Raw genomic sequence first — 25,397 nt, 5'->3', positions numbered from 1 at the left:
TTGTGCTAAACGCATGCTGAATGGGTTGCGCTTTTATGAAGTTTCCTTGTGGGTTAAAACGCCTTTGAGTAAGCTTGCGCCTTCTATGCCTAAAATCTCATTCCTGAGTTTTTCCACTTCATTCAAACCTGGAGCTTTTGCGTGAACGGCTTTATTGCGGATGTTTTGAATGAGGCTTAGGCTTCTTGAAAAAGGATAATTGATGAATCTTTTTAAGTTTTCTTCTAAATGGCATTGGATTTTTTCGTGTTTGAGTAAAAATTTAACGCTCCCAAGATTGGGCTTTTGAGTGAAAAAATCTTTAAGTATCAAAGTTCTTTCTTGGACTTTATAAGCTAAATCATAAAGGCTGGGATCTTTTGTGCAAGCCTTTAAAAGAACTTGTTTAGCAAAAGTATAAATTTCGTATTCTAAGGTTTTGGAGTATTTGACGATGATGCTAGTAAAATCATTCAAAAGATCGTTTTCGCTTTGTAAAAGCTCTAATTCGGCATGAATGATGTTATTGATGCTGTCAGGGTGTAAGAGGTAAAAAAGCCTTTTGCCAAAAACAAAACGCATGAAATTTTCTTGCATGGTTAAATATTCTTTGCTTTTATACACGCTCAGATAATGCTTTTCATCGCCTAAAAAATAAGAACGCTCTTCTTTTAACTTAACCGGCAAAGGATAGACATAATTATTCCCATAAATGGCGTAAGTATGGTTGTTTGGCGCGATGAAATTGGCTAAAAATTGATCCCTTAAAAGGCTGAAGTCTTCCCTGACTAATTCCCTTAAATCGCTGATAATAAAAAAGTCTTCCACTTCCAAATTTTTTTCTTTATAATAGCTAGGGATCAAACCCTCATCAATCTCTTTAGAAACCTTTATCACCTTAGTGGCAAATAAATTAGCGTAATCGGTCAAAAAAAGCTGCAAAAAATTTTTTTCATTGGTGGCTTTGTAAATTTCTTCTAAGGAGTCGTGCTTTTCTTGATCGTTGAGCTTTGATCGGATTTTGCCAAAGCCCACTTGGGATTTTTCCTGTAAAACGCTTAAATGTTGTTGGATAACATCTTGTTGGTAGTAAGGGTTATACAAGATTAAAAGGTGGTTCATGCCTTGTCTTATTTTAGGATTTCTTTGAGGTTTTGCTTGATCTCGTCAGGATTTTGTTCGTATTCTTGAATGAGATCTTTTAAAATTTCAAACAATTCGTTAAAGTCTTGCGGGTGTTCTTTCTTAAACTTCACTACCAAATCCAAAGCTTCACAAGCGTTATTCAATGGATCTTTATCGTCATTGAAAGCGTCTTTTATACCCAAAACCATACTAGTAATGCGAGCGCTTTGTATGGGGCTTGAAATGCGTTTGAATAAAAAGCACTTAAGCGCGTTGGCAAGCTTAAAAGATGCGCAAATTTTAGAAAACATCGCCTTTCCTTATTAAAAGATTTAAAATACCGCTTGTTGGATTAGTCCGTTTCAAGCTCAGCCAAAAAGCTTTTTTGATGCGTTTTTGAAATTTTAACATAAATTCAGTTCATTCCTATTCAGGCTCAACATCTATAAAATCTTCGCCCTTGATAAAATCTTCGCCAGTTTGAATCCATTTTGCCAATCCTTGAGCGCACTCTTGCGTTTTTTTAACGCTTTCTTCGCATTCTTGAATGCATTTTTCTAGTTCAAACACGCTCGGGAAACATGTTTGTTTGAATCTGGTTTCATCATTGATGAGATCCAAGATTTCTTGTTTTTGTCCGTCAAAATTAGATTTCATTTTTTCTTTAGCTTTCTCAAATTCTTGTTGTTTTTGGTATTTGTTATAAGAATCCCATGCTTCAAAAGCAAGACCGATAAGCGGTAAAGCTTTGTTCAAATTGCCTGCCAATCTGACAGCACCCCAAGGTTTGAATTTTAAAGCCAAATCTATGCCTACAAATTTTCCCACAGCCACTATCCCATCTCTAGCCACTTTGATGCTAGTTGCATTGATAAACCCGCTTTGATTTAAAAAATTGATTCCAATTTTCCCCAATGTTCCGGCATGTTTTTCAAAAAGACCCATATCGGCATTAAAAGTCTTCCCAATTTTAGCAATTTCATTTGAAATCCCTTGCGTTTGTTTTTCAAATGCATTTTGGACTCTTGTGTCTATATTGATACCTTTATCGCCTATTTCTCTAATAATAAAATCATTAAAGGTTTCTAGGCTGGTGCCAGAAATTTGAAGGATGAGATCGCTAAAATACCTTATTATAAATTCTTTTAAATGAATGCGGGCTTGAGAAATTTCACTATTTAAATTTTGAAGATCCTTTCGCCTTTTTTCAATCATCCTATTCAAATATTCCATTTCTCTCTTAATCTCTTGTTGCTCTTTTTTTGTAAGCGGCATTTGCCTATAGATAACATCTTGAATGACGCTTTTTTTGGCTTCTTCTATGATGGTTAATTTCCCTCCATTTTCTTTAATCTTTTTTTGCGTCGCGTCTTGCAGAGTTTTGATGTGCGAAAGCTTTTGGAATTCTTCTTTATGTTTTAGCCAGTGTTCCACCCCCAAATCAAAAGGGTTTGCAGCGACAGCGACAATAATCAAACTTTCTTTTTCTTCTTCGCTTAAAGAAATCAGATCATTCAGTCGGTTTTGAATGTTTTCTTTTTTGATCTTAAATCTTTTATTGTAATCTTCTTCATCTTCAATATCCGCTTCTTCATCAAAACGGCTGATGACAAATATTGTCCTGGATAAAAGATTAAGCGTCCTGAACAACCAGTTCAAATCGTCCTTATGGCTTTCTTTGATGGGGTTTGACGGGTTGAGCGCGTATAAAATGAGGTGGGCTTCGCTGATATATTTTTTCGTAATATCTTTATAGCGTTCTATCTCGCCGCTATCGTGTGTTTTCACTTTAAACCTGAATAAAATCCCGGGGTGTCAACCAGCTCAATTTCATTATCTATGTCATAGATTTTAACTTCATCGCTGGATTCTTTGTTATCTTCATGCTCTTGTCTAGCCGATCGATCCACGCTGCCGCTATGGATGTTTTCCCGCAAGAAAAACCTCCCACTAAAGCCACTTTAAGTTTTTGACCGGCAACATTTTCCATCGCATTATGGATCTTGTCTTTGAGAGACTCTTCAACCTTGATGCCGTATTTTTTCCTAATATGGACAAAATCAAGTAATTTTTGGAGATTTTTTTGATTCCTCTCTTGATTTTTCTTAAATTGTTCTAGCGTTTCATTCATTGCGCGATCCTTTGTTTTTTAATGTGGTTTTGATGCGATTATCTAAGTGCCATAAGTCTTCACCGGCCTTTATTAGCCCTTCCCTCATGCACTCGTAACAAACAATAAGATCGTTAAAACTGGCTTTTAAATTCTCAATCATTTCAGATGCGCCTTTTTTATAACTTTCAATGCGGCTTTTCACAGCCTCTGCAATTTTTTCACAAACTTCATCTAATTTCTTATCCACTTCTTTTCTGTGTTGGGATTTTTTATAGTCTGAATCAAAAACATTCCACGATGCTTTAACTGCCGCCACTAATGGTACAAGAACCGCTATACTTAGTTCAACCCAACCCACAGGATTCCAAATATTAACTATCCCAACCACAACCAAACCTACTATTGAAGCCCCTAATGCGAATCTATCAATGCCGCTATCAATATTGAAACTAAAATCAAAACCACTATCAATGTTGATGCACTCTAACATTATTAGAGAATCTTTAAGCCTCTCTTCAAATTGTTCAATATTTTTTCCTATACTTCCGCGGAATCGTTCCTCACATTCTTTGAACCGCCGTTCTATGTTCTCAATCAATTTTGTCTCTCTTTGTTTGAGTTCATTTTTAAAAATTTCTTCACATTTCTCATTTTCAATGTCGTCATCAATGCGCGCATGCATTTCTTCTCTAAAATCAGATTTGAATCGCTGTTTCTGTGAATACTAAATTTGTTAAATTGGATATATATTTTTCTTTAGAACGATCCAAATTATCACAAACTTCTTGGTGGTGGTTCTTTATTTCTCTGATGGTTGGATCTATCTGTCTGTCAATCGTGTTTACGATCGCTTTTTGTAATTTTTCTATCGCTTTTAAGGCTTTATTGCAGTTGGATTCTATGATTTTGTTGCGTGAGTTTTTAAGAAGTGCTTCGGTTATAAATTCTCCTAATTGTTTAAAATGGCATTTATACAATAATAATACTTCCGCTTTAAAAAAATCTAGAAATTTTTGTTTGTTTTTATAAAAATCACTCTCTGGGATTAAAGCCGATGCAAGACCATAGAAAGCCATTTGGGCGCTGACTGCTTTATAGCCCATGTAGTGTTTGCCTAAAATGTTTTTCATCTTTTTATTTAAAATTTTTAAGCTTTCTTTTTCGCTTTCATTAATAAGCCCATCTTTGAAAGCTCTCGGGTTGTTAATCGGTTTGTTAAAAATCGTCCATACCTCTGTTTGCGAATCAAGCTGTCTTTAGATTTTTTCAATCGTTCCCCTTTTCCCTTCTTCTCCTTTTTGCGGAGGAGTGGGCTTTTTGGTAACATAAAAAATAGCATGGGCTTTTTGTGTAGCGTTAGAAATCTGATCAATCACTTTTTTTTCGTCGCCTTCTATCCCTGGCACATCCAGCAAAATAAAATTTTGATGGTTGTATTGGAAAGAATAAAATCGTGTTTTTAAAGTGAAATCGCTCCTCCCATCGCCTATGATCGCTCCATCTTGCAATGAATGAAGTTCGTTTAAAACAGCCTGTTTTTTGCGTTCATCATTTTGATAATTGTTTTGGTAATTGGAATCAAGCCGCTTGAATCGTTCTTGTTGAACCACTTTGCTTTGTTCTTTAAAAAACATCCTCAAGCATTCAATAAGGGTTGATTTCCCTGCACCGGTTTCCCCATAAAAAGCAATGGTAAAATTTTCCCACTCTTCATTATTTTTTAAACTTTCAAGCTCTTTTAAGCTTTTAAATTCTAATTGTTGGAATACCTTTAACGCTTCTTGGTTGGATTTTTTTAGTCTTTCATTTTCATTATCAGTGTTTTTAAAAATATTTTGGAGATTTTCAATGCTGGCTTTCACATCAAGATAAATGTTTTTCATTTTTGCATGCCTCAAGCGGATTTTTCTCGGGCATTTTAACAAAAAAAAAAAAAAACACAAACCCCCACGCTCCAGCTACGCTATAGCCACACTTTTAGCCTTATGGCTAGCTTTTAAAAAGGGCTTAAAACCTTAGCGAGTAAGATATTGTCTTTAAACGCACTAGGCACAATCGTGTAATGCCCGGGTTGTAAAGGGGTGGTTATGGCGCTGTCATTGATTAAAATTTCCCCATCCACTTCAGGCGCCCACCTGAGATCCCTTGCTTTGTAAAAATACTCGCCCTCTTTATGTTCCACTAACGCCTTAATGGGCTTATTCAACAAAGCCTTAAAGGAATGGTTTTGGTGTTTTAAGGCGATTTTATTCAAGGCTTTGATGCGGGCGTTGATGATTTTTTTAGGCACTTTCTCTAAAGAATAGGCATGCGTGTTTTCTTCTGTGCTGAAAGCAAAAATATTCAATCGATCAAACTGGAACTCGTCTAAAAACGCGCTCAATTCTTCAAATTCGCCCTCATTTTCTTCTGGATGCCCTACAATGATCGTGCTTCTGATAAAGCTTTCTTTAACCTGTTTCATGGCATCTAAAAGCTTTAAATGGTGCGCTTGGCTGGAGTTGCGCCGCATCTTTTTAAGCATGGAGTCGCTGATGTGCTGGATGGGCATGTCAAAATAATTTTGAAAAATAAGCGAGTCTTCAATCGCACCAATCAGCTCTAAAGTGGTGCTAGAGGGGTAGAGGTATAAAATACGAGCGCTCTTTAAGGCTTGCTGCTTATCAATCGCTCTAATGAGCTGGATCAAGCCGTCTTTTTGCCCCTTATCGTATAAAAAGGAGCTAGAATCTTGAGCGATAAAAGTCATATCCTTATAGCCCTTAAGGGCTAGATATTCTACTTCTTTTAAAATGGAGTCTAATTCCCTGCTTTGTAATTTCCCCTTAAAGCTAGGGATAGCGCAAAAAGAGCATTTTTGGTTACAGCCCTCAGAAATTTTCACATACGCATGCACGCTCGAACCTGTGATGATGCGCGCGTTATAATGCTCGCTTAAAAACACTTGCTCGCTGAATTGGTTTTGTTTTTTAGCGATCAAAATATCGATCTTGTCATAATCCCCCACGCCGGTAAAAATATCCACTTCAGGGATCAATTCTTTGATTTCATCTTTATAGCGCTCACTCAAGCACCCGCTCGCAATCAAAATCGCCCCCTCTTTTTTGTCTTTGGCGGCGTTGAGAATGGTTTGAATGCTCTCTTGTTTGGCGCTTTCAATAAAACCGCAAGTGTTGATCAAAATCACATCAGCGCTCTTAGCATCATTAGTGAGCGTGTAGTTATAAAGCTTGCCTAGCATCACTTCTGAATCCACCAGGTTTTTAGAGCAACCTAATGAGATCAAGCAAAGTTGTTTGTTTTCTTTAATTTGCATGTTAATGGCTTTTTAAGTTTTTCAAATCCACTTCCCAAAAGAAATCAATCCATTCAGGAGCGTCTTTTAAAAACGCATCGGCTTTGTATTTCGCGCTTGTTTTTTGGAACAAACTCGCGCTATAAAACTTTTTATCAGGGTGTTTTTCTTCTAACACTTTAAGCACCGCTTCTAAAGAATTACCGCTATCTACGATTTCATCTACCACCAAAATGGTTTTTAAATGATCTTTGATCGTGGGGATATTTTCAATTTTTAGGGCGTTTTGTTGCTTGGTGGTGTCATAAGAAATCGCATTGATGCCATAAACTTCCCTTAAATTCCAGTGCAAACTCAAAAAATGCGCTAAAGTCATGCCCCCTCGCATCACACACACAAGGGCTTCTGGGACATTGCAAATTCGCTCCACTTGTTTAGCTAATTCCAGGCTGTCTTTCAAAAAGGCTTCATAAGAATAATGCATTGTGATCCTTAAATTTCGTAATATTGCTTCAAAAAAGTTGCGTTCGCCGCGCCGTCAAATTCCCTTAAATCCAAATCGTTTAGGGCTAATTCTAGGGCGTTTAAAGCGTAAGCGCTTTTATAAACAGGAATGATCCCCATGTGGTTGATACGAATGAGCACGTCTTTATAAGGCTCTTGACCGCCCGCAAATTGCACCTGATATTTTTCTTTTAAAAGATTTCTCAATTCTTTGGCATGCTCATTAACAATCGTTGTCATGCTCAAGCTCGGGCTTTTAGGGAAAATCTTTAAACCGAGCGCTAAAACGGCTTTTTGAGTGGCTAAAGCAACTCGTTTAGTCTCTTGATAGAGCGCTTCAAAACCCCCTAAATTCTGCACCAATTCAAAATAGCGTTGCAACCCTAAAGTGTGTAAAATAGGAGCGGTGTAGCTTGTGGTGTTGTTTTTTTGGTTTTTCAATTCGCTCTTCAAATTGAAATAAAACCCCACATCGCGTTCTTCTATGCGATCAATCGCCTTCTGGCTCAATGCGACTAGGCTCATCGCAGGAGGCAGCATGAACGCTTTTTGACTCCCTCCAATGAGCGCATCCACATGCGTTATTTCTAAAGGCTCAACCCCTAAAGCGGTGATCGCATCTACTATTACAAAAACATTCGGGTTAGTTTCTTTGATCGCTTGAGCGATTTTTTCTACAGGGTGTCGTAACCCCCCACTAGACTCGCATGCTTGAATGCAAAACGCATCAATGTTAGGGTTGGCTTTAAGCGCATTTAATATTTCATCCACTTGAGCCGGTGTGTCCCATTCATAGACTAATTCATGGGCTTTGATAAAATGGGCTTTAGCGATCTTGCCAAACCTTTCGCCAAACTTACCCGCATTAACAAAAAGCAACTCTTTTTGACACAAGGAAATCACGCTCGCTTCCATAGCCCCTGTCCCGCTGCTGCTTAGAAGCAAAACTTCTTCTAAACCGGTCATTTTTTTTAAATTTTCCCGCACGCTTTGGAAAATCTTTTCAAAATCTTTGGTGCGGTGGTGGGGCATTGGCTGAGAAAAGCTTGAGCGCATCTCTTCATTAATGGCTACAGGGCCTGGAGTGAAAAGCAACATTTTAAAATTAACCTTTAATTTTTAAAGAGAATTTAAAAGGTATCATACTAAAACGCACTTAAAATTAAGCCTTATTGTTTAAGAAAATCGCTTTTTAATGCAAATAAAATGCTAAAATGCCATGATTTAAAAAGAATTTAAGGCAATGATTGGATAAATTTAGTCTTCGCACGTGTTTTTTAACCCTTTTTTTTAGCGGGTATTCTAAAAAAGCTCCAGGAACGATAGGGAGTTTAGTAGCGTTGTTACTGGGCTTACCTATTTTAATTTTTTCGGCTAACACTTTGTTTTTAGGGGCGGTTTTTGTTGGGCTTATCGCTATTACTCAAATAGATAAGGAAGAAGAAGAGACTAAGAGGCATGACAGCTCTTACATTGTGATAGACGAATTAGTGGGCATGTGGTTGGCGATGGCGATTAGCGGGTTATCGTTAGCGGGCGTGGTTTTGAGTTTTATCTTTTTTAGGATCTATGATATCACTAAGCCCTCACTCATTGGCAAAATAGATAAAGAAGTTAAAGGGGGATTAGGGGTGGTGGCTGATGACGCTTTAGCGGGCGTTTTAGCCGGATTGAGCGTGTTATTAGTCATCAATGTTTTAGGATTTTTTAACATTAAATTTTAATTGTGAGAAAATTCAAAAGCCTTTTTTTAGGTAAATATAGATAGACTTGATTGCAATCGTTTTTAGGGAGTTTGATCGTGGAGTTTTGCGTTTTATTTGGTGGGGCGAGTTTTGAGCATGAGATCAGCATTGTGAGCGCGATCGCGCTTAAAGGAGTGTTAAAGGATAGGATTAAATATTTTATTTTTTTAGATGAAAACCATCATTTTTATTTGATTGAAGAATCCAACATGCATTCAAAATACTTCGCTCAAATCAAAGAAAAAAAATTATCTCCCTTGATGCTCACGCATAATGGCTTGCTTAAAAACTCGTTTTTAGGCGCTAAGATAATAGAGTTGCCTTTAGTGATCAATCTTGTGCATGGGGGCGATGGCGAAGACGGGAAATTAGCGAGCTTGTTAGAATTTTATCGTATCGCTTTCATAGGCCCTAGGGTTGAAGCGAGCGCGCTGAGTTATAACAAATATTTAACCAAACTTTACGCCAAAGATTTAGGGGTGAAGACTTTGGATCATGTTCTTTTGAATGAAAAAAACCGCGCTAACGCCTTGGATTTGATTGGGTTTAATTTCCCTTTCATTGTGAAACCCAGTAACGCCGGAAGCTCTTTAGGAGTGAGCGTTGTGAAAGAAGAAAAAGAATTGGTTTATGCTTTAGACAGTGCATTTGAATATTCTAAAGAAGTTTTAATAGAGCCTTTCATTCAGGGCGTGAAAGAATACAATTTGGCCGGTTGTAAAATCAAAAAGGATTTTTGTTTTTCTTATGTGGAAGAGCCTAGCAAACAGGAATTTTTAGATTTCAAACAAAAATATTTGGATTTTTCACGCAATAAAGCCCCTAAAGCGAACCTTTCTAACGCCCTAGAAGAACAACTAAAAGAAAATTTTAAAAAACTCTATAACGATTTGTTTGATGGCGCAATCATCCGTTGCGATTTTTTTGTCATAGAAAATGAAGTGTATCTTAATGAGATCAACCCCATTCCTGGCAGTTTAGCCAATTATTTGTTTGATGATTTTAAAACAACGCTAGAAAATTTAGCGCAATCGTTACCCAAAACCCCTAAAATCCAAATCAAAAACTCTTATTTGTTGCAAATCCAAAAGAATAAGTAATGGCCAAACGCAGTATCGCTTATTTGGATAGCGTTTTTGACATTTCCTACACTTTTATAGACCACCATAGCCCTTTAAACGCCTTGTTTTTGCATGGCTGGGGGAGTTCTAAAGAAGTGATGCAACAAGCGTTTCAAAGCTGTTTTTTAAATTATAATCATTTGTATGTGGATTTGCCCGGCTTCAATCAAAGCCCTAACGATGAAAAAGTTTTAGAGACTAAAGATTATGCTAATATCATCAATTTATTCTTAAAAAGCGTGGGTAAAAAAGCGCATGTCGTTTTTGGGCATAGCTTTGGAGGGAAAGTAGCGATTTTGTGTGAAAACGAACGGATGGTTTTATTGAGCAGTGCCGGGATCTTAGAGCCAAAACCCTTAAAAGTGCGTTGTAAAATCCTTTTAGCTAAAATCTTTAAAAAATTAGGCTTGAATTTAGGGTTTTTGAGGAGTAAGGACGCTATGGGGCTTAATCAAGTCATGTATGAAACCTTTAAAAAAGTGATTAGCGAGGACTTTAGCGATCATTTCAAACGATGCGAGAAAGAAGTTTTATTATTTTGGGGTAAAGATGATAAAGCAACCCCCTTAAGCTCCGCTCAAAAAATGCAAACCCTATTGAAAAAGAGCACGTTATTCGTTTTAGAAGGGGATCATTTCTTTTTTTTAAACCAAGCAAAAGAGATTGAAAAACTAGTGGAGAATCATTATCATGCAAAGTCTTAGTTGGCTGAATTTAGCGTTTCGTTGGCTCTTTATAACAGGGCTTGGCTATTATATAATGACTTTATTGCAATGGTATCATTACAGCGTGTTCAGGATTTTAACCAAGCACCACAAAATGCGTTGGCATGGGATTTATTTTTTATTGCCTTTAGGGGTGTTTATCCTATCGTATGCTTTCAAAATGCCGTTTGTTTTTGATTTCTTTTGCGGCGTTATTCAAATGCCCATGCTCATTATCTGGGCCAAACGCAACGACAAGCCTTTAGTTTTCACGCCAAGAGTGAAGCGCTTTTTTATCTTCTTATTACTCTTTTTAATCTTGCATGAAATCTTAAACACAGAATTAGTCCCTTTGAATGGGATTTCGCTCGCGCTTGGCTATTGGTGTTTATTTATATTCGTTTTAAGCGCTTCTTTAATCTTTGAAAAAGTCCTATCCAAGCGGTATTTGCAAACCGCTAAAGATAAAATCACCTCTTTAAAACATTTAAAAGTCATCGCCATTACCGGAAGCTTTGGGAAAACCAGCACCAAAAATTTCTTGCTTCAAATCTTACAAACCACATTCAACGCGCATGCAAGCCCCAAAAGCGTCAACACCCTTTTAGGCATTGCGAACGATATTAATCAGAATTTAGACGATAAGAGCGAAGTCTATATCGCTGAAGCCGGGGCAAGGAATAAGGGCGATATTAAAGAAATCACCCGCCTTATTGAACCACACCTTGCCGTGGTTGCAGAAGTGGGCGAACAGCATTTAGAATATTTTAAAACTTTAGAAAATATTTGCGAGACTAAAGCGGAATTACTGGATTCCAAACGCTTAGAAAAAGCCTTTTGTTATTCTGTAGAAAAAATCAAACCCTATGCCCCTAAAGATAGCCCTTTAACAGACATTTCTAGCCTAGTTAGAAATGTCCAATCCACTTTAAAAGGCACTTCTTTTGAAATGCTTTTAGATAGCGTTTGGGAAAGCTTTGAGACGAAGGTTTTAGGGGAGTTTAACGCTTATAATATCGCTTCAGCGATTTTAGTCGCTAAGCATTTAGGATTAGAAACCGAAAGGATCAAACGGCTTGTTTTAGAACTCAACCCTATTGCACATCGTTTGCAACTTTTGGAAGTGAATCAAAAAATCATCATAGACGATAGCTTTAATGGGAATTTAAAGGGCATGTTAGAGGGCATTCGTTTAGCGAGCTTGCATCAAGGGCGTAAAGTCATTGTAACACCGGGTTTAGTGGAAAGCAATACAGAAAGTAATGAAACTTTAGCGCAAAAAATAGACGGGGTTTTTGATGTCGCTATCATCACAGGGGAGTTGAATTCCAAAACGATTGCTTCACAATTGAAAACCCCTCAAAAAATCTTACTCAAGGATAAGGCGCAATTAGAAAATATCTTACAAGCCACCACGATTCAAGGCGATTTGATTTTATTCGCTAATGACGCCCCTAATTACATTTAGGAAATGAACATGCAACATTTATACGCTCCTTGGCGCGAAAATTATTTGAAAGAAAAAATTAAGAATTGTGTCTTTTGTGAAATTTCTCAAAACCCTACAAAAGATTCAGAAAACAGAGTGCTTTATAGAAATAGCGATCTCTTTGTGGTGATGAACGCCTACCCTTATAACCCAGGGCATTTGTTGATCATCCCTCATGCGCATCAAGCGAGCGTGGAACTTTTAGATCTTAACATTTGGCTAAACATGAATAAATTAGCGCCTAAAGTGTTAAAAGCGTTGTATGCTTATGGCGCTCAAGGGATCAATGTAGGTTTGAACTTGCACAGAAACGCCGGAGCAGGGATCCCTGAGCATTTGCACATGCATTTAGTGCCTAGATTCTTAGGCGATAGCAATTTTATGAGCGTTATCGCTCAAACCAGGGTGTGCGGGATGGATTTAAATGAAACCTATCTTACCTTAAAAAACTTATTAGAAAAGGAGCTTGGTTGAAAACAAACGCTTTTAGTTTGGGTGCGCTACAATTGATTTCAATTCATTTTAAGGAGTGTCAGCGATGAAGGCGCGTGGGTTTAAGACAAAGATGCGTGGGTTTAAAATTTTTTCAGGGAGCGCTCACCCTGCATTTGGCAAAGAAGTGTCAAAGCATTTAGGCTTTCCCTTATCCAAAGCGGTGATCGGGAAATTCAGCGATGGCGAAATCAATATCCAAATCAGCGAATCGGTGCGCGGTAAAGATATTTTTATCATCCAACCCACTTGCGTGCCGGTCAATGACAATTTAATGGAATTGTTAGTCATGGTAGATGCTTTAAGGCGCAGTTCGGCCAATTCTATCACAGCGGTGTTGCCGTATTTTGGCTATGCCAGACAGGACAGAAAAGCGGCTCCAAGAGTGCCTATCACGGCTAAAATGGTCGCTAATTTGATGCAAGAAGTGGGGATTGAAAGGATCATCACGATGGATTTGCATGCCGGGCAAATCCAAGGCTTTTTTGATGTGCCGGTGGATAATTTATACGGATCTATCGTTTTTAGAGACTATATCCGCTCTAAAGTGCTCAAAAACCCTGTGATCGCTAGCCCTGATGTGGGTGGGGTTACAAGGGCTAGGTATTTTGCCAATCAAATGGGCTTAGATTTAATCATCGTGGATAAGCGCCGTGAAAAAGCTAATGAAAGCGAAGTGATGAATATTATCGGCTCAGCCAAGGAGTGCGATGTGATTTTAGTGGATGACATGATTGATACCGCAGGCACGATCTGTAAAGCCGCTTTGGCTTTAAAAGAACAAGGGGCAACTTCTGTCATGGCGTTAGGCACGCATGCGGTTTTGAGCGGGAATGCGATCAAGCGCATTAAAGAAAGCGCGTTAGATGAAGTGGTGGTAACTAACTCTATCCCTTTAGTTCAAAAATGCGATAAAATCACCACTTTAAGCGTAGCGCCCTTATTTGCGGAAGTGATCAGAAGGATTTATCATAACGAAAGCGTCCAATCGCTTTTCACTTAAAAAAGGAATAAAAAAGCGGGAGTGGTGGATTCTGTAGGACTTGAACCTACGACCAATCGGTTATGAGCCGAGCGCTCTGACCAGCTGAGCTAAGAATCCAAAATTCCCAAAGGATGGTTTGCTATTGTATCCAAAAATATAGCGAAAAGCAAGCAGGTTTTCTAAGATCCCAAATAGGATCATAAAAGTGATAAAACTGCTCCCCCATAGCTGAATAAAGGCAAGGGAATCCCCACCACAGGGGCTAACCCTAAAGTCATGGCGATATTCACGCTGGAATAAACAAAGATTAAAATAGAAATCCCAAGGGCTACAATCTTTAAAAACCAATCGCTGTTGCTCTCAAACAGATAAAAAAATAAATGCAAACTCAAGCCTATATAAATCGCAAAAAGCAACATAGCCCCTAAAAACCCAAAACGCTCCACGAAGTAAGCGAAGATAAAATCGCTCGTTGCGATAGGCAAGAATTTGAATTTGGTTTGCGTGCAGGCTTCTTTAGATTTGCCTAAAAACCCGCCCGATCCTATGGCGATAATGGATTGCATGACATGGTAATTAGGCTTTTCAGAAAGAAAGTCTGCGATGCGCTTTTTTTGGTAATCATGCAAGAAATGATAAGCGACAGGCGAAGCCACTAAAAGAGCGACAAAAGAGGGAGCCACACCCTAGTCCTTAAACCCACGATAAGTAAAATCCCAAAACCCATGATAAGCACAATAAGAGCCGTGCCTAAATCAGGCTGTTTTAAAATCAAAGCCGCCGGTAAGCAAATGTAAAAACTGAGCTTTAAAAACATGCCCCAATCATAGCCCTTAAAAGGAGGCGGGTTGATTTTAACCAAATGCGCCAATAACAAAAGGATAGCGATTTTCACGGGTTCGCTGGGCTGTAAAGTGATAGAGGTAAAAGGAATGACTAACCATCGTTGCGCCCCAAGCTTACTCGATCCCATAAAATCCACTAACGCCAATAAAATCACGCATGCCCAATAAAACACAAAGAGCCACCGATCGAGCTTCCTGAAAGGGATAAAAAACACGATCCAAAAGAGAAGAAACCCTATCGCATAATAAACCCCTTGCTTCAAGCTCAAAACCGCGCTGCTCTCAAAAATCAACAAAAAAGAAACCACCAACAAGGGGATGATAAACACAAAAGGCAAAAGATCAAAATGCATCCAAATCCTTTTGTCTAATGCCATGCGTTTTTCATAACCCCTGATCTTATGATTTTAATTTTTTGATTGTATCCAAATTGAGATAATTCTCCTTGAAAAGGGAAGTTATCACATCAACTGCAGGCAAATTGACTTCGCCCGTCTCATCATTAAAGCACTTTTCTAGCACTTTCAAATACGCAAACCCAATGCCTTCTGTGATAACAGCAGCGGTTGCACCCCCTGCAACACTCCCCACAACAGGAATGAATTTAAGGAAACCATTAACGAGCGTTCTCCCCACTTGCGCAACTGCGGTTACGCTTAACAATCCTGCGACCAAACTCGTGCCCACAGATTTATCTAAATCCATTCCAAAAGCGTCATTCATTTTATAGATCATTCCTGCTTGAATGGGCGCAATAGCGAGCGCATCGCTAAAGGGTATGGGGATAAGCCCAACCCCTTGCAGCCGCTCCTGATGCAACATGGATAATGGTTTTACATTCCTCTATCATGGCTTGTTTTCTTGCTTGGATATTAGCTTTTTGAATCAGCAAGAAATGGTTTTGTTTGTTTTTCTTAGCTTCTATCAAGCATTTTTTCGTTTCATCTGCCAATTCTTCTAAACCTTCAATGGGGACTTCAATACCTCTAAATGAAAATGCAACGGAATTGACTCTCGCATAGGCTTTGATGAAACCTTTAAAGCCCCATTCTTCATCTATGATCTCTTTAGTTTCTTTAACAAAGGCATCGCCGGCTTCGGCTTGAGTGTGTGTGAAAACGACAATCGTTGGGATATTCCAATCTTTAGCGAAGCTTAATAACTCTCTCTCTTGAACCCTACTAGAAGTCTCTTTAACGCACAAATACGCCACATCAATGGCTTCTTTTTCATCAAGCGTTTTAAAAGAATCTTCCATTTCTTTTTTAATGCTTTGCATGGTATCGTGGTAATCTTTGTCTTCAATACCTTTAGTGTCCCACAAAATCAAGCCCTTCTGTTCATCAATGTATTTTTCAAGGTGCTGAGTGATGGGCTTTCCTACGCCCGCTTTAGCGATTTCTTTACCAAAGAGAGCGTTAATGAGCGAGCTTTTACCCACCCCAGTAGCTCCCATAAGCAAAATATTCATCTTGGGTTTTTCCTTTTTGATAAATTCAAGCATCTTGCTCATGTTCAATCCTCCCTCTTTCCCATCAAGCGTGAACGAGTCGCCTAAAAAACCACGCAAAATGCCGTTCAGTTTATCATGCCCATTATGTTCCATTAGAACCCCTTTTAAAATGATTTGAGCCACACAATGTTGGTGCACCGATTATAGCGTATTCAAATAATGAAATAGGATTTTTTTAAGGTTTTGAGTAGAATAATGGTTTTTAAAAATGCAAAAAAGAGTTTGAATGCAAAAAGTTTTCATCGCCCCTACCCATTACAAACGCATTGATGAATTTTTAGCCAAAGAATTGCAAATTTCTAAAAACCAGGTATTGAATTTGATTAAAGAGGGGTTAGTGTTTTGTCAAAAAAAGGAGGTCAAAAAAGGGGGGCTAGCCTTAAAAGAGGGCGATGAAATCACGCTTTTAACGCCCCAAATCGCGCCCAAACCCTTAAAAAAAGAGCTTGATTTAGAAATAGAAGTCATTTTTGAAGATGAAGACTTGTTGGTGTTGAATAAGCCCCCTAATCTAGTCGTCCATAAAGCCCCAAGCGTGAAAGAGCCTACTTTAGTGGATTGGTTAAAATCTAAAAATTACGAGCTTTCTAATCTGGGATTCAAAGAGCGCTATGGGATTGTGCATCGTTTGGATAAGGACACGAGCGGAGGGATTGTCATCGCTAAAAACAATTTTACCCATGTTCATTTGAGCGAGCAACTCAAAACTAAAACAATGGGGCGCTACTATATCGCCTTGCTTTCAACGCCCTTAAAAGAAGAAAAAATGAGCGTGGAATGCTATTTGACAAGAAACCCTAATAACCGCTTAAAAATGATGGCGCTCAAAGCGGCCAAAAAAGAAAAAAGCCGTTATTCTAAAAGCGAATTTACTAGCTTGCTGACTTCTCCAAATAATCTTAATTTGATAGGGGCTAAATTGTTCACTGGGCGCACGCACCAGATCAGAGCGCATTTAGAATATTTGAACAGACACATCATAGGCGATAACCTTTACGGGCTTAATGGAGCGCTTCCTAAAGAAGAAATAAGGATCATGCTGCATGCCTATTTGATAGAGTTCAAACACCCTAGAAGCGAGCAAAAACTGCGCTTTAAAGTTCCCCTATTAAAGGATATGTTAGAATATCTTAAAAAAGTTTTTGACAAGGAGAATTTAGATGAGGTCTTGGATGAAGAAAAAATACTTCACGCTTTTATTGCAAAGTAGTGTGGTATTAGCGGTTTTTATAGGGTGTTCTTCTACCAGGAATCATACTTTTTCAGCCCTTAATAATCAAGAAAATACAGACACTAAGCTTCCGGTAGTCCATTCTATTAAAACCATTAACGATGTGAGTTCAGTGGGCTTTGAATGGCCTAAAATTGCTGATACTTATGATATTGATGGGTTTATTTTGTATCGTTTGAAAAAAGACTCCAAGCTTAAAAGAATCGCCACGATTAAAAACCCTTATGCGACCCACTATTATGATGAGGGGCTAGAAACAGAGAGTTCTTACACTTACCAATTAGCCACTTACAAGGGCGATAAAATCTCTAACCTTTCAGACCCCATTCTAGTAAAAACCTCTTTTATCAATCCTGTAGAAAGCGTGTTCGCAAGCCTTGAATACCCTAAAAGCGTGAAAGTCTTTTGGAGCCCGCACCCAAATCCCAGCGTTTCTAAATACATCATTCAAAGGCAGAATAAAGACGGCAAATTTTTAAATGTAGGGGCTGTAAAAAACCGCTTGTTCGTGGAGTTTTTTGATAAAGATTTAGAAGATGGGCAAAAATACCGCTACCAAGTCATCGCCGAAAATTTCATGGGGGATAAATCCAGGCCTAGCGTCATAGTGGAGGGGAAAACCAAAGACTTGCCCAAAGAAATCACTAATGTTAGAGTGAGCCAAAACCTCACGCGACAAATTGAATTGAGTTGGGATAAATCCCCAGAAGAAGATGTGATAGCTTATCGCGTTTACGCTTCCAATAACCGCAACGATAAATACAAATTCATCGCTCAAACCACCAACACTTCCTATGTGGATAAGATAGAAAAAGACAACCTCACTCGTTATTATAAAGTCGTCGCCCTTGATAAAACGCATCTTGAAGGGGCGTTACCCAAAGAGCCTGCAATGGGTGAGACCGCTGACAGGCCCGAAGCCCCTATCATCACTAAAGGGACTATTCAAGATTCTTCAGCCTTTATCCAATGGGAAAATAACCCAAGCGCTAAAATAGCCACCTATGCGGTGTATCGTTTTGAAGCCAATTCTAAAACCCCTTTGCGTTTTGGGAATATCACCAAAAACCAATTCGTAGATAAGGACATGAAAGTGGGCGTGGCTTACCGCTATCAAGTGGTGAGCGTGGATAAAGATGGTTTAGAGTCGCACCCCAGCAAAGAAGTGCGTTTGTTTTTAGAGCGCTAAAAGGGTTTTAATGCCCCATTTTTTAGCCAAGCTGGATTTTAAACCTTTAAAATACCCCTTAATTGAGGGGGATTTTTGTTTTCATAAGGAATTTTTAAGCTTAAAACACCCCACTAAAAGCTGTGTGTATGCGAGTTTTAAGAATGATGTTTTTTTATTGCAAAAAATCCGGCGAACGGGTGATTTTTTGATCAAAAGCGAAAAAGCAACGCCCTTAAAAAGAGAAATTTTAAAACAAGCTTTAAGGATTTATTCGCAATCTTTTGAAGTCATTTCGCATAATTTGCAAGAAAATTCTAAACATGCGAGCCAAAAAAAAGCCCTTGATTTAGAGGCTTTTGAATACTTTATCCAAAAAAATCAGGCCCCTATTTTAGCCGAAATTGGTTTTGGGAGCGGGAGGCATTTGATAGAATTAGCCAAAAACAACCCCACTAAAACATGCTTAGGGATAGAGATTCACACCCCCTCTATCGCGCAAGCGTTAAAGCAAATTGAATTGTTAAATTTAAAAAATCTGCACATCTTGCAAGGCGATGGCCGTTTGATTTTAGAAAGCATGCCAAATCACAAATGCGAGAAGATTTTTGTGCATTTCCCTGTGCCATGGAATGAGAAAAAACACCGCCGGGTGCTAAGCGAAAAATTTTTAAACGAAGCTTTAAGGGTTTTAAAGCCTAGAGGGTTTTTGGAATTACGCACCGATGATGGTCTTTATTTTGAAGACAGCCTAAAATTAGCCCTAAAAAACTTTCAATGCGAGGTAGAAATCAAAAAAAACGCTCAAATCCCGGTTATCAGCAAGTATGAAGCGCGTTGGAATAAACTCAAAAAAGATATTTATGATTTAAGAATTTATTCTTTAGAATCGAATGAAACCCCTTTTGATAACCATGCATTTGATTTTTCTTTTGATACAATAACAATGAGTAAAAAGAGCGTTAAAACGATTTTAAAAACCCCAAAAATTATTAAAGAGGGGTATTTTGTGCATGTTTGTAATATTTATGAGAATAAGGGGGATTTTTTAGTGGAATTGAGTATGGGGGATTTTGATTGGCCTGTGCGTTTGTTTGTTTTATTGGCAGAAAATCAGATTTTTTACCTCAATAAAAGCCCTTTAAAAACCTTAAACAACCACAAAGCGCATCTTTTGCTTCAAAATATCCTAAGCCAAAAGGGAATTGGATGAGTGTGATCATCGCAGCGAATAATTTATGCTTACAATACCAGCAAAACGAACCGGTCATTAAGCATGCTAATTTACGCATCAAACGGAAGGATTTTGTGTTCATTTCAGGGCCTAGCGGGAGCGGTAAAAGCACGCTTTTGCGGTCGTTTTATGGGGATTTAAAACTTTTTAGCGGTAAATTAGAAGTTTGCAATATCAACATGAATAACGCTTCAAAATCAACGATTTTAGATTTGCGTAAAAATATTGGCGTGGTTTTCCAAGATTATAAATTGATCCAAGATTATACGATTGAGCAAAACATCAAACTACCCATGGTGATTTGTGGCGTTAAAAAAGAAGAATGCCACTTGCAGCTAGAAAAACTTTTAGGGCACATTGATTTACGCCATAAGGCTAACCGCTACCCCAAAGAGCTCAGTGGGGGCGAACAACAGCGAGTGGCTATGGCTAGGGCCATGGCGAACTGCCCTGAACTCATTTTAGCCGATGAACCTACCGGGAATTTAGACGATTATTCTAGCGATAAAATCTGGAGCCTGTTAAGGGGCATGAACACGCAATTAAACGCTACGATCGTGGTGGTTACGCACAAATTCCCTAAAAATTTTAGCGCTTATCACCGAAAATTTTACATAGAAGATGGGGAAGTTTATGAATACTCTTAAAAAGCATTTAGCCTTTATCATTCCCATAGTAGCGTTATTGTTTAGCTTGGAGTGTGTGTTGTTTATCAATCAAGCGATAGAACAAAAAGAAAAAAAATTGATTGAAGATTATTCAGTCGTGTTAGCCAGCACGCAAAAATTAAGCTTGGAATTGTTGCGTCAAAATTTTAACGAAATCATAGCGTTAAAAGAAATTGATCCTAATTATTCTTTAGAACCTCTTCAAAAAACTTTAGGTACAGACGGGCTTAAGGAATTAAGAAAAAATTTGCCCTTTTTTTATTCTTTACAACTTTCCACATTCCCCACTCAAGAGCGTTTAGAAAACATTAAAGAAAAATTGCTCAAAATCCCTGGCGTTCAAAAAGTTGAAGTCTTTGCCAAAACTTACATGCAAGTGTATGATCTCTTGAGTTTTATTAAAGCAGCGGTCTATATCTTTGCGTTAGTGGTCTTTGTCTTATCGGTTTTATTGATGTTCAAGCAAGTCCGCATCTGGATCTATCAATACCATGAGAGGTTAGAGATCATGGATTTATTAGGGGCTTCGGTGTCTTTTAAAAACGGGTTTTTGTATAAAATAGCTTTAATGGATTCTCTAATCGCTAGTTTTTTAGCCCCCATGCTCATGCTTTATATCACTTCGCAAAAAGGTTTTGAAAAAACGATGGATACTTTGGGTATTATAGGAGGTGCGTTTGTTTTAAACCATTTTTTATGGGGACTGCTTTTTAGCCTTGTAGTCTCATTTGTTTCTGTTTTACTTGTAGCTTGGAGGACTAGACATGTATAAATTAGGGGTGTTTTTGTTAACCACCTTACTATCAGCTAACACGCAAAAAGTGAGCGATATTGCTAAAGATATCCAACATAAAGAAACCCTTTTGAAAAAAACCCATGAAGAAAAAAACCAACTAAACAGCCGTTTGAGTTCTTTAGGCGAAGCGATCCGCTCTAAAGAGCTTCAAAAAGCTGAGATGGAGCGCCAAATGGTCGCCTTAAAAAAGAGTCTTGAAAAAAATCGTAACGAAAGTTTGGCGCAAGAAAAAGTCCTAACCAACTACCGCAAGTCTTTAGATCATTTGCAAAAACAGCGATCATCTTTACAAAAGAGGGTGTTTGATACGCTTTTAGAAGATTTTCTTTTCTCACAAGCCTTAAAGGGGCAGAATTTAGCCTCTTCTAATGATGTGATTTTACAAGTGGCGTTTGAAAACTTGCACCAAAGCACTCTGTCTAAAATGTCGCAACTAAGCCAAGAAGAAAAGGAACTCAATACGCAAGCTTTAAAAGTCAAAAGCAGCATTCAAAAAATCTCCTCTGTCATAGATGAGCAAAAAACTCGTGAAATAACCTTAAAATCCTTGCAAACCGAACAAAATAAGCTCATTTTGAGCATGCAAAAAGATTATGCGATCTATAACCAACGCCTAACCCTTTTAGAGAAAGAGCGCCAGAACTTGAACGCTCTTTTAAAACGCTTGAATATCATCAAACAAAACAGAGAAAATGAAGAAAAAGTCAGTTTGAAAAAATCTTCTCAAGCTTTAGAAGTCAAACAAGTGGCTAGCTCTTATCAAAATATCAACACCACGAGCTATAACGGGCCAAAAACGATCGCTCCTTTGAACGATTACGAAGTGGTGCAAAAATTTGGCCCCTATATTGACCCGGTTTATAATTTAAAAATTTTTAGCGAGTCTATCACGCTAGTGTCAAAAACCCCAAACGCTTTGGTGCGTAATGTTTTAGACGGGAAAATCGTGTTCGCTAAAGAAATCAACATGCTTAAAAAAGTCGTTATCATTGAGCATAAAAACGGCATCCGCACGATTTATTCCCAACTGGATAAAATCGCCCCCACCATTAAAAGTGGCATGCGAATCCAAAAGGGCTATGTTTTAGGGCGCATTGATCAACGCTTGGGCTTTGAAGTTACCATGAGAGAAAAACACATCAACCCCTTAGAACTCATCGCACGCAATTAAACAAATCATTTTTATTGCCGATATTGGCTAAAGAGCTTATGCAAACAAAGAAATAATTATATTTGTAGGCATGGAAAAATTTGGAGGTTTTTATGGTCAATGAAGTTCAAGGGGTTGGGATTCCCACATCTCATGCAAGCGTTCAAACAACCCCCACAAAAGAGATCAGTCGTGCAAACACTATAAACACTATAGAAAACACTATAGATGAATCTAAGACAACGATAGACCCTGATCAATACAAACCCAAACTAGAATTGTTGAGCGAGCGTCTGAATGAAGAAATGAAACGCATTGGCACGGATATTAATTTTAGTTATAACGATACGATCAAAGGGTTAGTGGTTTCAGTCAAAGACGCTAATGGGGATAAGGTGATAAGAGAAATACCCTCTAAAGAAGCCGTGGAGCTTATGCAAAGAATGCGCGATGTGATAGGCATTATCTTTGATGAAAAGGCTAAACATTAGAGGTAAAACATGGCAATAGGTTCATTAAGCTCATTAGGGCTTGGCAGTAAGGTTTTGAATTATGATGTGATTGACAAGCTTAAGGACGCTGATGAAAAAGCGTTAATCGCCCCACTAGACAAGAAAATGGAGCAAAATGTTGAAAAACAAAAAGCCCTTGTAGAAATTAAAACGCTCCTTTCAGCTCTAAAAGGTCCGGTTAAAACGCTTTCAGATTATTCCACTTATATCAGCCGAAAAAGCAATGTTACAGGCGATGCGTTGAGCGCGAGCGTGGGGGCTGGCGTGCCTATTCAGGATATTAAAGTGGATGTGCAAAATTTAGCGCAAGGCGATATTAACGAACTAGGGGCGAAATTTTCTTCAAGAGATGATATTTTTAGCCAAGTGGATACCACGCTCAAATTTTACACGCAAAACAAAGACTACGCCGTTAATATTAAAGCAGGAATGACTTTAGGCGATGTGGCTCAAAGCATCACGGACGCTACCAATGGCGAAGTGATGGGTATTGTGATGAAAACAGGAGGGAATGACCCCTACCAATTAATGGTGAATACCAAAAACACCGGCGAAGACAACCGAGTCTATTTTGGCTCACACCTCCAATCCACGCTCACCAACAAAAACGCCCTTTCTTTGGGGGTTGATGGGAGCGGAAAGAGTGAAGTGAGTTTGAATTTAAAGGGGGCTGATGGGAACATGCATGAAGTCCCTATCATGCTAGAACTCCCTGAAAGCGCTTCTATCAAACAAAAAAACACCGCAATCCAAAAAGCGATAGAGCAGGCTTTAGAAAATGACCCTAATTTTAAAGATTTGATCGCTAATGGGGATATTTCCATAGACACTCTTCATGGGGGGGAATCTTTAATCATTAATGACAGGCGTGGGGGAAGCATTGAAGTTAAAGGGAGCAAGGCTAAAGAGCTTGGGTTTTTGCAAACCGCCACCCAAGAAAGCGATTTGTTAAAAAGCTCTCGCACGATAAAAGAGGGTAAATTAGAAGGGGTAATTAGCTTGAATGGCCAAAAACTGGATTTAAAAGCCTTAACCAAAGAGGGCAACACCAGCGAAGAAAACACAGACGCTATCATTCAAGCGATCAACGCTAAAGAAGGCTTGAACGCGTTTAAAAACGCCGAAGGCAAGCTTGTGATCAATTCTAAAACCGGGATGCTAACGATTAAGGGCGAGGACGCTTTAGGCAAGGCCAGTTTGAAGGATTTGGGTTTGAATGCTGGCATGGTGCAATCTTATGAAGCTTCACAAGACACGCTTTTTATGTCTAAAAATTTGCAAAAAGCGAGCGATTCAGAATTCACTTATAATGGGGTGAGCATCACACGCCCCACTAATGAGGTCAATGATGTGATCAGCGGGGTTAATATCACTTTAGAGCAAACCACAGAGCCTAATAAGCCTGCCATTATCAGCGTGAGCAGAGACAATCAAGCCATTATAGACAGCCTTAAAGAATTTGTCAAAGCCTATAACGAGCTTATCCCTAAACTAGATGAAGACACGCGTTATGACGCTGACACCAAAATCGCTGGGATTTTTAACGGCGTGGGCGATATTCGTGCGATCCGTTCTTCTCTCAATAATGTGTTTTCTTACAGCGTGCATACGGATAATGGGGTAGAAAGCTTGATGAAATACGGGCTTAGTTTAGACGATAAGGGCGTGATGAGTTTAGATGAGGCTAAATTGAGTAGCGCCTTAAATTCTAACCCTAAAGCGACTCAAGATTTTTTCTATGGGAGCGATAGCAAGGATATGGGAGGCAGAGAAATCCACCAAGAGGGCATTTTTTCTAAATTCAATCAAGTCATCGCCAATCTCATAGATGGAGGGAACGCTAAATTAAAGATTTATGAAGATTCCCTAGACAGAGACGCTAAAAGCCTGACTAAAGACAAAGAAAACGCTCAAGAGCTTTTAAAAACCCGCTACAACATCATGGCGGAGCGTTTTGCCGCTTATGATAGCCAAATCTCTAAAGCCAATCAAAAATTCAATTCCGTGCAAATGATGATCGATCAAGCGGCGGCTAAAAAGAATTAAAAAAACAGAGAGTTATCAATTTTAAAGGATAAAGGAACATTATGCAATACGCTAACGCTTATCAAGCCTACCAGCATAACCGAGTGAGTGTGGAGTCCCCGGCAAAACTCATTGAAATGCTTTATGAAGGGATTTTGAGATTTTCTTCGCAAGCCAAACGCTGTATTGAAAATGAAGACATTGAAAAAAAGATTTATTATATTAATAGGGTTACGGATATTTTCACGGAATTGTTGAATATTTTAGATTATGAAAAAGGGGGGGAAGTGGCGGTGTATCTTACAGGCTTATACACCCATCAAATCAAAGTTTTAACGCAGGCCAATGTGGAAAATGATGCGAGTAAGATTGATTTGGTGTTGAATGTGGCTAGGGGGTTGTTAGAAGCATGGAGAGAAATCCATTCAGATGAACTCGCCTAATGCGTTATTAGATTCCTTTAAAATCGCTCTTGTTAAAAAAGATTCTAAACTCGCCTTTTCATTGATAGAGTGCCTTTCTTTAGAGCAAATAAAAAGCTTAGATTTAGACACGCTTTTAAGCCTTAAGGAAATGATAGCCCAAAGCATTGAACTATTAGAAAAAGAAAAAGAAGAACTGCAATTACAAATGCATAAGGCTAAGCAAATCCAAAAATTTTTGTCTTAGATTTTTTAAACTACGATACAATAAAAGCACTATT

Annotated in this window: 20 protein-coding genes, 1 tRNA gene and 5 pseudogenes; 16 read left to right on the top strand and 10 right to left on the bottom strand. The window is 38.5% G+C overall.

Features of this window, described 5'->3' with window-relative positions:
* Positions 1–33: 33 nt before the first annotated feature.
* The 7 genes and pseudogenes from D2C78_05590 to D2C78_05560 all read right to left on the bottom strand — a co-directional run bounded on the left by D2C78_05590 (position 34) and on the right by D2C78_05560 (position 8,114).
* A complete protein-coding gene (locus D2C78_05590; GenBank protein ID QEF35397.1) occupies positions 34–1,101 on the bottom strand; it encodes an ATP-binding protein in 1,068 nt (355 codons plus the stop codon).
* An 8-nt stretch (positions 1,102–1,109) separates the two neighbouring features.
* Entirely contained in the window at positions 1,110–1,415 is a 306-nt protein-coding gene (locus tag D2C78_05585) for a hypothetical protein (GenBank protein ID QEF35396.1), read from the bottom strand.
* 115 nt (positions 1,416–1,530) lie between these two features.
* Positions 1,531–3,235, bottom strand: a pseudogene (locus tag D2C78_05580) (labile enterotoxin output A).
* A pseudogene (locus tag D2C78_05575) lies at positions 3,228–5,100 on the bottom strand (ATP-binding cassette domain-containing protein). The pseudogenes D2C78_05580 and D2C78_05575 overlap by 8 nt, the downstream one beginning before the upstream one ends.
* Positions 5,101–5,213: 113 nt before the next feature.
* Positions 5,214–6,533, bottom strand: coding sequence for a 30S ribosomal protein S12 methylthiotransferase RimO (gene rimO / locus D2C78_05570; protein QEF35395.1), 1,320 nt, complete (start codon positions 6,531–6,533; stop codon positions 5,214–5,216).
* Between the two features lies 1 nt (position 6,534).
* Positions 6,535–6,996, bottom strand: a complete 462-nt coding sequence (locus tag D2C78_05565) for a phosphoribosyltransferase (GenBank protein QEF35394.1) — start codon at positions 6,994–6,996, stop codon at positions 6,535–6,537.
* Between the two features lie 8 nt (positions 6,997–7,004).
* Positions 7,005–8,114: an alanine--glyoxylate aminotransferase family protein gene (locus D2C78_05560; GenBank protein QEF35393.1), complete on the bottom strand. Its 1,110-nt coding sequence runs from the start codon at positions 8,112–8,114 to the stop codon at positions 7,005–7,007.
* 149 nt (positions 8,115–8,263) lie between these two features.
* Here D2C78_05560 and D2C78_05555 point away from each other — a divergent pair, with 149 nt between their 5' ends.
* The 6 genes from D2C78_05555 to D2C78_05530 all read left to right on the top strand — a co-directional run bounded on the left by D2C78_05555 (position 8,264) and on the right by D2C78_05530 (position 13,570).
* Entirely contained in the window at positions 8,264–8,740 is a 477-nt protein-coding gene (locus D2C78_05555; GenBank protein ID QEF35392.1) for a phosphatidylglycerophosphatase A, read from the top strand.
* Positions 8,741–8,817: 77 nt separating this feature from the next.
* Positions 8,818–9,861: a D-alanine--D-alanine ligase gene (locus D2C78_05550; GenBank protein QEF35391.1), complete on the top strand. Its 1,044-nt coding sequence runs from the start codon at positions 8,818–8,820 to the stop codon at positions 9,859–9,861.
* On the top strand, positions 9,861–10,586 hold the full coding sequence (locus D2C78_05545) for an alpha/beta hydrolase (protein ID QEF35390.1): 726 nt from the start codon (positions 9,861–9,863) through the stop codon (positions 10,584–10,586). The genes D2C78_05550 and D2C78_05545 overlap by 1 nt, the downstream gene beginning before the upstream one ends.
* Positions 10,573–12,054, top strand: a complete 1,482-nt coding sequence (locus tag D2C78_05540) for a UDP-N-acetylmuramoyl-tripeptide--D-alanyl-D-alanine ligase (GenBank protein QEF35389.1) — start codon at positions 10,573–10,575, stop codon at positions 12,052–12,054. The genes D2C78_05545 and D2C78_05540 overlap by 14 nt, the downstream gene beginning before the upstream one ends.
* A 9-nt stretch (positions 12,055–12,063) precedes the next feature.
* A complete protein-coding gene (locus tag D2C78_05535) occupies positions 12,064–12,549 on the top strand; it encodes an HIT domain-containing protein (GenBank protein ID QEF35388.1) in 486 nt (161 codons plus the stop codon).
* Positions 12,550–12,613: 64 nt separating this feature from the next.
* Positions 12,614–13,570 (top strand): ribose-phosphate pyrophosphokinase, encoded by a 957-nt coding sequence (locus D2C78_05530; protein ID QEF35387.1) that lies wholly within the window; start codon positions 12,614–12,616, stop codon positions 13,568–13,570.
* A 22-nt stretch (positions 13,571–13,592) separates the two neighbouring features.
* On the opposite strand, the gene D2C78_05525 is transcribed toward D2C78_05530, so the two are convergent.
* From D2C78_05525 to D2C78_05515, 3 genes and pseudogenes are all read right to left on the bottom strand, one after another.
* A tRNA-Met gene (locus tag D2C78_05525) sits at positions 13,593–13,669 on the bottom strand.
* Positions 13,631–14,774: pseudogene (locus tag D2C78_05520) on the bottom strand (rod shape-determining protein RodA). The gene D2C78_05525 and the pseudogene D2C78_05520 overlap by 39 nt, the downstream one beginning before the upstream one ends.
* A 22-nt stretch (positions 14,775–14,796) precedes the next feature.
* Positions 14,797–16,003: pseudogene (locus tag D2C78_05515) on the bottom strand (DUF697 domain-containing protein).
* Between the two features lie 133 nt (positions 16,004–16,136).
* Here D2C78_05515 and D2C78_05510 point away from each other — a divergent pair.
* The 10 genes and pseudogenes from D2C78_05510 (at position 16,137) to D2C78_05465 (ending at position 25,363) form a co-directional block, all read left to right on the top strand.
* Positions 16,137–17,120 carry an RluA family pseudouridine synthase gene (locus D2C78_05510; GenBank protein QEF35386.1) on the top strand — a complete coding sequence of 328 codons (984 nt, stop codon included), beginning with the start codon at positions 16,137–16,139 and terminating at the stop codon, positions 17,118–17,120.
* Positions 17,071–18,330, top strand: a complete 1,260-nt coding sequence (locus tag D2C78_05505) for a fibronectin type III domain-containing protein (GenBank protein ID QEF35385.1) — start codon at positions 17,071–17,073, stop codon at positions 18,328–18,330. The genes D2C78_05510 and D2C78_05505 overlap by 50 nt, the downstream gene beginning before the upstream one ends.
* Before the next feature lie 10 nt (positions 18,331–18,340).
* Positions 18,341–19,522, top strand: a complete 1,182-nt coding sequence (gene trmB / locus D2C78_05500) for a tRNA (guanosine(46)-N7)-methyltransferase TrmB (GenBank protein ID QEF35384.1) — start codon at positions 18,341–18,343, stop codon at positions 19,520–19,522.
* A complete protein-coding gene (locus tag D2C78_05495) occupies positions 19,519–20,190 on the top strand; it encodes an ABC transporter ATP-binding protein (GenBank protein ID QEF35383.1) in 672 nt (223 codons plus the stop codon). Before trmB ends, D2C78_05495 begins: the two co-directional genes overlap by 4 nt.
* Positions 20,177–20,983, top strand: coding sequence for an ABC transporter permease (locus D2C78_05490; GenBank protein ID QEF35382.1), 807 nt, complete (start codon positions 20,177–20,179; stop codon positions 20,981–20,983). The genes D2C78_05495 and D2C78_05490 overlap by 14 nt, the downstream gene beginning before the upstream one ends.
* Entirely contained in the window at positions 20,976–22,178 is a 1,203-nt protein-coding gene (locus tag D2C78_05485) for a M23 family peptidase (GenBank protein ID QEF35381.1), read from the top strand. The genes D2C78_05490 and D2C78_05485 overlap by 8 nt, the downstream gene beginning before the upstream one ends.
* Before the next feature lie 92 nt (positions 22,179–22,270).
* Entirely contained in the window at positions 22,271–22,648 is a 378-nt protein-coding gene (locus D2C78_05480) for a flagellar biosynthesis protein FlaG (protein ID QEF35380.1), read from the top strand.
* Between the two features lie 9 nt (positions 22,649–22,657).
* A pseudogene (fliD, locus tag D2C78_05475) lies at positions 22,658–24,683 on the top strand (flagellar filament capping protein FliD).
* Positions 24,684–24,756: 73 nt separating this feature from the next.
* On the top strand, positions 24,757–25,137 hold the full coding sequence (gene fliS, locus D2C78_05470; protein QEF35379.1) for a flagella export chaperone FliS: 381 nt from the start codon (positions 24,757–24,759) through the stop codon (positions 25,135–25,137).
* Positions 25,124–25,363 (top strand): hypothetical protein, encoded by a 240-nt coding sequence (locus D2C78_05465; GenBank protein QEF35378.1) that lies wholly within the window; start codon positions 25,124–25,126, stop codon positions 25,361–25,363. The genes fliS and D2C78_05465 overlap by 14 nt, the downstream gene beginning before the upstream one ends.
* Positions 25,364–25,397: the final 34 nt, after the last annotated feature.

It is taken from the genome of Helicobacter pylori, from assembly GCA_008032935.1.
Classification (GTDB): Bacteria; Campylobacterota; Campylobacteria; order Campylobacterales; family Helicobacteraceae; genus Helicobacter; species Helicobacter pylori_CX.
The sequence above is the reverse complement of the archived record's forward strand: the minus strand, read 5'-3'. Positions and strand labels throughout refer to the sequence as shown.

What these genes read in the sequence shown, in the direction of transcription:
- D2C78_05590 (QEF35397.1), bottom strand. Translation starts at nt 1,101, where the DNA reads ATGAACCACCTTTTAATCTTGTATAACCCTTACTACCAACAAGATGTT.
- D2C78_05585 (QEF35396.1), bottom strand. Translation starts at nt 1,415, where the DNA reads ATGTTTTCTAAAATTTGCGCATCTTTTAAGCTTGCCAACGCGCTTAAG.
- rimO (QEF35395.1), bottom strand. Translation starts at nt 6,533, where the DNA reads ATGCAAATTAAAGAAAACAAACAACTTTGCTTGATCTCATTAGGTTGC.
- D2C78_05565 (QEF35394.1), bottom strand. Translation starts at nt 6,996, where the DNA reads ATGCATTATTCTTATGAAGCCTTTTTGAAAGACAGCCTGGAATTAGCT.
- D2C78_05560 (QEF35393.1), bottom strand. Translation starts at nt 8,114, where the DNA reads ATGTTGCTTTTCACTCCAGGCCCTGTAGCCATTAATGAAGAGATGCGC.
- D2C78_05545 (QEF35390.1), top strand. Translation starts at nt 9,861, where the DNA reads ATGGCCAAACGCAGTATCGCTTATTTGGATAGCGTTTTTGACATTTCC.
- D2C78_05540 (QEF35389.1), top strand. Translation starts at nt 10,573, where the DNA reads ATGCAAAGTCTTAGTTGGCTGAATTTAGCGTTTCGTTGGCTCTTTATA.
- D2C78_05535 (QEF35388.1), top strand. Translation starts at nt 12,064, where the DNA reads ATGCAACATTTATACGCTCCTTGGCGCGAAAATTATTTGAAAGAAAAA.
- D2C78_05530 (QEF35387.1), top strand. Translation starts at nt 12,614, where the DNA reads ATGAAGGCGCGTGGGTTTAAGACAAAGATGCGTGGGTTTAAAATTTTT.
- D2C78_05510 (QEF35386.1), top strand. Translation starts at nt 16,137, where the DNA reads ATGCAAAAAGTTTTCATCGCCCCTACCCATTACAAACGCATTGATGAA.
- D2C78_05505 (QEF35385.1), top strand. Translation starts at nt 17,071, where the DNA reads ATGAGGTCTTGGATGAAGAAAAAATACTTCACGCTTTTATTGCAAAGT.
- trmB (QEF35384.1), top strand. Translation starts at nt 18,341, where the DNA reads ATGCCCCATTTTTTAGCCAAGCTGGATTTTAAACCTTTAAAATACCCC.
- D2C78_05495 (QEF35383.1), top strand. Translation starts at nt 19,519, where the DNA reads ATGAGTGTGATCATCGCAGCGAATAATTTATGCTTACAATACCAGCAA.
- D2C78_05490 (QEF35382.1), top strand. Translation starts at nt 20,177, where the DNA reads ATGAATACTCTTAAAAAGCATTTAGCCTTTATCATTCCCATAGTAGCG.
- D2C78_05485 (QEF35381.1), top strand. Translation starts at nt 20,976, where the DNA reads ATGTATAAATTAGGGGTGTTTTTGTTAACCACCTTACTATCAGCTAAC.
- D2C78_05480 (QEF35380.1), top strand. Translation starts at nt 22,271, where the DNA reads ATGGTCAATGAAGTTCAAGGGGTTGGGATTCCCACATCTCATGCAAGC.
- fliS (QEF35379.1), top strand. Translation starts at nt 24,757, where the DNA reads ATGCAATACGCTAACGCTTATCAAGCCTACCAGCATAACCGAGTGAGT.
- D2C78_05465 (QEF35378.1), top strand. Translation starts at nt 25,124, where the DNA reads ATGAACTCGCCTAATGCGTTATTAGATTCCTTTAAAATCGCTCTTGTT.